This window comes from uncultured Acidaminococcus sp., assembly GCA_900538365.1.
Lineage (GTDB): Bacteria > Bacillota > Negativicutes > Acidaminococcales > Acidaminococcaceae > Acidaminococcus.
In genome coordinates this window covers 1-6,466 of the sequence record UPXT01000065.1, presented here as the reverse complement: position 1 = coordinate 6,466, position 6,466 = coordinate 1, and the positions used below count along the sequence as shown (strand labels likewise).

4 protein-coding genes, 4 tRNA genes and 1 other annotated feature are annotated in these 6,466 nt (G+C 50.6%); of the genes, 7 read left to right on the top strand and 1 reads right to left on the bottom strand.

Annotated elements, in window-relative coordinates; genetic code table 11:
- Positions 1-289 precede the first annotated feature (289 nt).
- The 7 genes from QZQ08_RS09445 (at position 290) to pheT (ending at position 5,744) form a co-directional block, all read left to right on the top strand.
- Positions 290-1,078: an NYN domain-containing protein gene (locus QZQ08_RS09445; RefSeq protein WP_296331315.1), complete on the top strand. Its 789-nt coding sequence runs from the start codon at positions 290-292 to the stop codon at positions 1,076-1,078.
- Between the two features lie 108 nt (positions 1,079-1,186).
- Positions 1,187-1,263 (top strand) — tRNA-Asp (locus tag QZQ08_RS09440).
- Between the two features lie 2 nt (positions 1,264-1,265).
- Positions 1,266-1,341, top strand: a tRNA-Phe gene (locus tag QZQ08_RS09435).
- Positions 1,342-1,350: 9 nt separating this feature from the next.
- A tRNA-Gly gene (locus QZQ08_RS09430) sits at positions 1,351-1,425 on the top strand.
- A gap of 1 nt (position 1,426) precedes the next feature.
- Positions 1,427-1,500: transfer RNA gene (locus QZQ08_RS09425), tRNA-Trp, on the top strand.
- A gap of 538 nt (positions 1,501-2,038) precedes the next feature.
- Positions 2,039-2,232: a binding site (T-box leader), on the top strand.
- Between the two features lie 36 nt (positions 2,233-2,268).
- Positions 2,269-3,294, top strand: a complete 1,026-nt coding sequence (pheS, locus tag QZQ08_RS09420) for a phenylalanine--tRNA ligase subunit alpha (RefSeq protein ID WP_296331313.1) — start codon at positions 2,269-2,271, stop codon at positions 3,292-3,294.
- Between the two features lie 14 nt (positions 3,295-3,308).
- A complete protein-coding gene (gene pheT / locus QZQ08_RS09415) occupies positions 3,309-5,744 on the top strand; it encodes a phenylalanine--tRNA ligase subunit beta (protein ID WP_296331311.1) in 2,436 nt (811 codons plus the stop codon).
- A gap of 504 nt (positions 5,745-6,248) precedes the next feature.
- Here the strand turns inward: pheT and QZQ08_RS09410 are convergent.
- On the bottom strand, positions 6,249-6,440 hold the full coding sequence (locus QZQ08_RS09410; protein WP_296331309.1) for a hypothetical protein: 192 nt from the start codon (positions 6,438-6,440) through the stop codon (positions 6,249-6,251).
- Between the last annotated feature and the right edge of the window lie 26 nt (positions 6,441-6,466).

Below are 6,466 nucleotides of genomic sequence, written 5' to 3'. Positions count from 1 at the left end.
AAAAGATTTCCTGTATGTCTTTTTATATGTCCTATTTCATTTTACAATTAACCATGAAAACTTAATGAAGAAAAAGTAAAAATTGGCTGCACTTTGGAAACTTAATTCAATTTCCATCCAGGCCAGATCAAATTGTCTCCTTTCAGCTGTGGTCTCCTACTTATTTAGTCCATGATACGATTTGGGCGCTGAGCATCTAACTAACACTCCCTCTCCCTTTCTTATCTCCTATAAATCCTGTATAATAAAACTATCCACAACGAACCATCCACATAAGGAGCTATTTACTATGGAACAAGATAAAAAATTTGCACTGCTCATTGATGCAGAAAATATTTCTCCGCAATATATCGATATTATCCTTTCAGAAGCAAACAATCTGGGGAATGTCATCTATAAACGCATTTATGGTAACTGGACAAGTCCGCAGATGGGGAGCTGGAAGTCGACCATTCTCGATAACGCGATCCAGCCGGTACAGCAGTACAGCAACACAAGCGGCAAAAATTCAAGTGATTCGGCTCTCATCATTGATACGATGGATCTGCTTTACCGGACCCAGCTTGATGGATTCTGCATTGTCTCATCAGACAGCGACTTTACGCGCCTGGCATCCCGCCTGCGTGAATCGGATAAGTACGTCTTAGGGATGGGGGAGAGCAAGACGCCGCGCTCCTTTATCTCCGCTTGCAATCGATTCCTGTACCTTGACGTCCTTTATGCAGAATCAAAACGGGAAGATATGCCTGAACCCGAACAAACAGCGCTCCAGGAAGAACCTGCTGGGCAAAAAAATCATGTAAAATCCAGCAAAGCGGTTCAGGAAGGTAATAAAAAAGTGCGGGCCATCCGCAGCGCCCTGATCAAACTTACCGATGAGAATTCCAACGATAATGGTTGGATCAGTTCAAGTTATTTGGGTAATCTCGTCATTCGCCAATATCCGGACTTTGACGTGCGTGTTTATGGATACAAGAAATTCCTTGACTTCATCCGTTCCCTCAATATCTTTGAAATCCATTCGACAAGCAACCCGAAGAACATGACGGCAAAGACTTATTATTTCCGCTTGAAATAGGGGAGAAAGGATGAAAGGTTTCCATGCCTGATGCGAAAAGTTTTTAAAAAAGGTGCTTGCCAAGTATCGAAAACTATGGTATCATCTATATCTGTCAGGTGACTGATTGGCCCAGTAGTTCAGTTGGTTAGAATGCCGCCCTGTCACGGCGGAGATCGTCGGTTCGAGTCCGTCCTGGGTCGCCAATGCCTCGGTAGCTCAGTTGGTAGAGCAAGGGACTGAAAATCCCTGTGTCCGCAGTTCGATTCTGCGCTGAGGCACCACTTTTTTATGCGGAAGTAGCTCAGTGGTAGAGCATCACCTTGCCAAGGTGGGGGTCGCGAGTTCGAATCTCGTTTTCCGCTCCATAGGAGTATAGTTCAATGGTAGAGCAACGGTCTCCAAAACCGTGGATCTGGGTTCGAATCCTAGTACTCCTGCCAGTGAATTTTGAAAGACATGCTGCATGGCAGCATGTCTTTTTCGTTACGCATAAAAGAGGTCGGGGATGACCGAAAAGCACGATGCCATAACTTTATTTAATTGAGGGTGCGCCCTTATCTTATTTTGAAGCATAGATTGCACAAGTTGATGCAGTTACTTGTGATGCGATATGTTTCCAGTCTTCACAATCGTCGTATTAGGTTTATGTATGCTTAGGAGATTGAGGTCCGCATTTGACAGCGCAGTTGGCTGGATACAGGTCCATAGGCTGAAAAAGCTTATTGCTTAATGAGCTGGGCGCTGGAGGTGACGGTACATGATTAGTGGAGGCAGCGCCTAGGCGTAAGGATTCCTCCAATTAGAAACGCAGCATCGTACGAATCGCCATGCCTCTATTTCATCCGTAATCATAGGAATTAAGCAATGGAGACATGTTGCTCTGGATAATCGGCTCAATTTTTGGGCTGAGCATCTTCATGGTGGTCAGCCCCTTGCCTTCCTCCTCCCATAATGCTATAATGTTCCTATTAATTCCATACTTATGTGATGAACAAGAGAGTACCTTTTGGCTGGTGTCCCAGAGAGCGCAGACAAGGTGGGAGCTGCGCACCGAAGTAAGAGGGAAGTTCACTTGGGAGCATCTGTCCTGAACAGAGTAGGGACGGCGCAGGCTGCGTTACGGCCGCAATGAAGTACAAATTAGGGTGGTACCGCGAACCTTCGCCCCTTTTCCGGGGTGGAGGTCATTTTTTTTAGGAGGCGTTGGTATGTACGACAAACTGGAGGAACTGCGGGAAAAGATCCGCAAGGACTTAGGCGAAGTCAAATGTGTGGATGACTTGAAGAACATCCGTGTGCAGTATTTGGGCAAAAAAGGCGCCCTGACAGAGATCCTGCGCGGTCTCGGCAGTGTAGCCGCCGAAGAACGTCCAAAAGTGGGCAAAATGGTCAACGAAGTGCGCAGCAAGGTGGAATCCCGCATTGCTGACCAAATGAAACTGCTTGAAGCCCGCCAGCTCGAAGAAAAAATGGCGTCTGAAAAGATTGACGTGACACTGCCGGGCCGTAAGGCAGCCGAAGGGCATCTGCATCCTGTGACGCTCACACTGCGTGAGATCAAAAAGGTCTTCATGCGCATGGGCTTTGAAGTCGCCGAAGGCCCTGAAATCGAAAACGATTATTTTAACTTTGAGGCCTTGAACCTGCCTAAGGATCATCCGGCCCGCGACATGCAGGATACGTTCTATCTGACCGATGAATTCCTCATGCGGACACAGACCTCTCCTGTCCAGGCTCGTACCATGCAGTCCCGTACGCCCAATAGCCCAATCCGTATGATTTGCCCGGGAACGGTGTACCGCAACGACTATGATGCAACCCATTCCCCCATGTTCCATCAGGTCGAAGGCCTTGTCATCGATAAAAATATCAGCCTGGCCGACCTCAAAGGCACGCTGGAACTTTTCTGCAAGGAAATGTTTGGCTCTTCCGTCAAGATTCGTCTGCGCCCGAGCTTTTTCCCCTTTACGGAACCGTCCGCCGAAGTCGATATCAGCTGCGTCATCTGCGGCGGCAAAGGCTGCCGTGTCTGCAAGAACTCCGGCTGGCTCGAAATCCTCGGTGCCGGTATGGTGCATCCCAACGTCCTGCGCATGAGCGGCTATGACCCTGAAAAGGTCAGCGGGTTTGCCTTTGGGATGGGCGTCGAACGAATTGCCATGCTCCGTTATGGAATCGATGACCTGCGCCTGTTCTTTGAAAATGACCTGCGTTTCATTCGTCAGTTTAAATAAGGGGGCCGCTTGTTATGTTAGCTTCAATCAATTGGCTGAAAAAATATGTTGAGATTCCGGTTACGCCGGAAGTCCTTGCTGATAAACTTACCCGCGTCGGGCTTGAAGTCGAACAGGTCCTGCACCTGGGCGAAGGGATCGAAGGCGTCATTACGGGTAAAGTCGTGACCATCGAGCGTCATCCTGATTCCGACCATCTTTGGGTCTGCCAGATGGACCTCGGAAAAGGGGACACGGTCCAGATCCTGACGGGCGCCCAAAACGTCCATCAAGGGGATGTAGTCCCTGTAGCCCAAGTCGGTTCCCATCTGCCGAGCGGCATGGAGCTCAAACCTGTGAAGATGCGCGGCCTTGATTCAAACGGCATGCTTTGCAGCGCGGGGGAACTGGGCATTGACGCCAAACTGCTTCTTCCTGAGCAACGCGACGGCATCTTCATTCTCCCTGCCGATACGCCCCTTGGGGCAGATATCAAGGCCGTCCTTGGTCTTGATGATGTCGTTCTTGATATCGACCTTACGGCAAACCGCGGCGACTGCTTCAACATGCTGGGCCTTGCCCGCGAATGCGCCGCCGTCCTTGGAACGAAACTGACTTTACCGGACTATGCACCGGAAAGTGGGGAAGGGACTCCTGCGAGTGACCGCGCCACTGTCGATATCGTCGCTTCTGACGTATGCAGCCGCTTTGGCCTGCGCATGATCGAAAACCTTGAAATCAAGGAATCTCCGGAATGGATGCAGAAACTTCTCCGTGCTGTCAATATCCGCCCCATCAATAACGTCGTCGACGTGACAAACTACGTCATGATGGAACTGGGTCAGCCCATGCACGCTTACGACTATGATAAAGTGGCCGGCCATCATTGGGTCGTCCGCCGCGCTCATGAAGGCGAACACCTAAAGACCCTCGATGGTCAGGACCGCGCCCTTTCGCCGGAAATGATCGTCATTGGTGATGATGAAAAAGGCATTGGCCTTGGCGGTATCATGGGCGGCTTTGAAACGGAAGTGACAGGCTCGACAAAGACGGTCATGCTCGAAGCAGCTACCTTTAACGGCCCGACCATCCGCCGGACGTCGAAAGCCCTGGGCCTTCGCAGCGAAGCGTCCCAGCGGTTTGAACGCGGGGTTGATACCATTCTGAACCATAACGCCCTGAACCGCGCCATCTATCTCCTTGAAGAAATTGGCGCCGGCAAAGCGGTTCCCGGTGTGGCTGAATGTTACCCCGTACCGGAAAAACCGGTGGAAATCAAAGCGGCTCCGACCAAACTGGCCGCCCGCATCGGCTGCGACATCGACGCGGCAACCATGAAAGCCATCCTCGAAAACCTTGACTTTACTGTCGAGGAAAAAGGCGAGGACAGCTGGGTTGTCACCGTGCCGACGTGGCGCAAGGACTGCGACTGCAGTGCCGATCTCAGTGAAGAAGTGGCCCGTATGTATGGCTATGACAAGATTGAATCAAAGACGCCGGAACTCAACATGGCCCGCGGCGGCCAGGACCCTATCGAAGATGTAAAGGACATGATTCGCGACACCTTGACTGGTATCGGCCTTGATGAAGTCATGACCTACAGCTTCTATAATGCCCAGGTCTTTGATAACCTTGGCCTTCCTGCTGATGACAGCCGCCGTAAGGCCCTGCAGATCATCAACCCCATCAGCGATGATTTTCGCACCATCCGGACTACGCTGACCCCGTGCCTGCTTTCTGCTGTTGCGTATAACCAGGCCCGTCAGAGCGAACGAACGGCCATCTTTGAAGTGGGCCGCGTCTTCATTCCTAAAGCCCTGCCGCTTACGGATTTCCCAGAAGAAAAGATGGTCCTTGCTATTGCCATGAGCGGCAAGCGCAATCCTCTTTCCTGGAATACGGATAAAGACGCTCTTGACTTCTATGACATCAAAGGAACCCTTGAAGAAGTCATGGACAGCCTCCAAGTGAGAGGTCTCTCCTATGGCCCGACGGAGGAAGTTTTCCTCCATCCCGGTAAGAGCTGTGCCATCAGCTATGAAGGCAAAGTTATCGGCTTCATGGGAGCCATCCATCCGACCGTTCAGGACCGCTTTGGCCTCGGTGCGGAAACCTACGTCCTTGAAGTGGAAATCGCGCCTTTCGTCAAGAGTGCCGAAGAGATTCCGCAATTTATCCACGTACCGCAATTCCCGAGCGTATCCCGTGATATTGCCGTTGTTGTCAAAGCTGATGTTCCTGCAAGTGAACTTGAAGCCGAAATCCGTAAAGAAGGCGGCTCTCTCCTTGTTGATGTCCGTATCTTCGACGTTTATACAGGCAAACAGGTTAAATCCGGCTATAAATCTGTCGCCTTTAATCTCACCTTCCAGGATGTTACCCGCACCCTCCAGGATAAAGACGTCGACGACGTCATCAAGCAAATTGTTGCTAACGTCCAGGATAAGTTCGGCGGCATGCTGAGAGACTAAGTTCATATTTTAGTCGGAGCAAATACCGCTCCGAATTGAGGTAACACGTGAGCCCATTGCTTTCGGAAAGATCAATCCGAAGCAATGGGCTCATGACGTATTGCAGGGCGAACCGTCTCACGGTTGGGGATAGGGCATAGGGCTGTCAAGCAAAAGAACGTGACGCACGACGTTAAAATGTATGTTCCTTTCCCTTATGGTGACAGGAAACGTACCTCTAACAACACGATTGCTAAGAAGCAGCAATTCGTCTCCTTCAATTGGAACGCTTTGGGGTGGGCGATTGGGTCTTTTGCCTTCGTGTTTTGCCTTGGAGACGGCGAAAGCCGTTCCGCTTTCGATGGGCCAAAACCGCTCATCGCAAGACCCTGCCAACGCGATTCGGCTTACGGACCGTGTTATCGAAAAATCAATTCGGCGCCCACGACCGATAGGGAGACGGTTTGGCGCCGTGCGTTCTGGTCTTTCTTCTATTTACATGATTCGAACGGGGCTCAGATTGGTTCAGATGCTAGGAATAACGCGAAGCAGGCTGACGACGTCATGCAACGAATGCCCCGTTCCGATCTTTTCTTCCATTTGCTTTTTGCGAATTCGGTTCAGATGGATCCAGATGCGAGGAGCCCCCACTTCCACCGACGACGGGCGGAATTTCCCGTTATTACGTTTTCCTAACGCCATCGTGTTTCCTTCCATTTACCTTTTTCGAATATGGCTCCAGA

Excerpts from the sequence above, each read along its gene's own strand:
- QZQ08_RS09445 (WP_296331315.1), top strand. The coding sequence starts at position 290 with ATGGAACAAGATAAAAAATTTGCACTGCTCATTGATGCAGAAAATATT.
- QZQ08_RS09410 (WP_296331309.1), bottom strand. The coding sequence starts at position 6,440 with ATGGAAGGAAACACGATGGCGTTAGGAAAACGTAATAACGGGAAATTC.
- pheT (WP_296331311.1), top strand. The coding sequence starts at position 3,309 with ATGTTAGCTTCAATCAATTGGCTGAAAAAATATGTTGAGATTCCGGTT.
- pheS (WP_296331313.1), top strand. The coding sequence starts at position 2,269 with ATGTACGACAAACTGGAGGAACTGCGGGAAAAGATCCGCAAGGACTTA.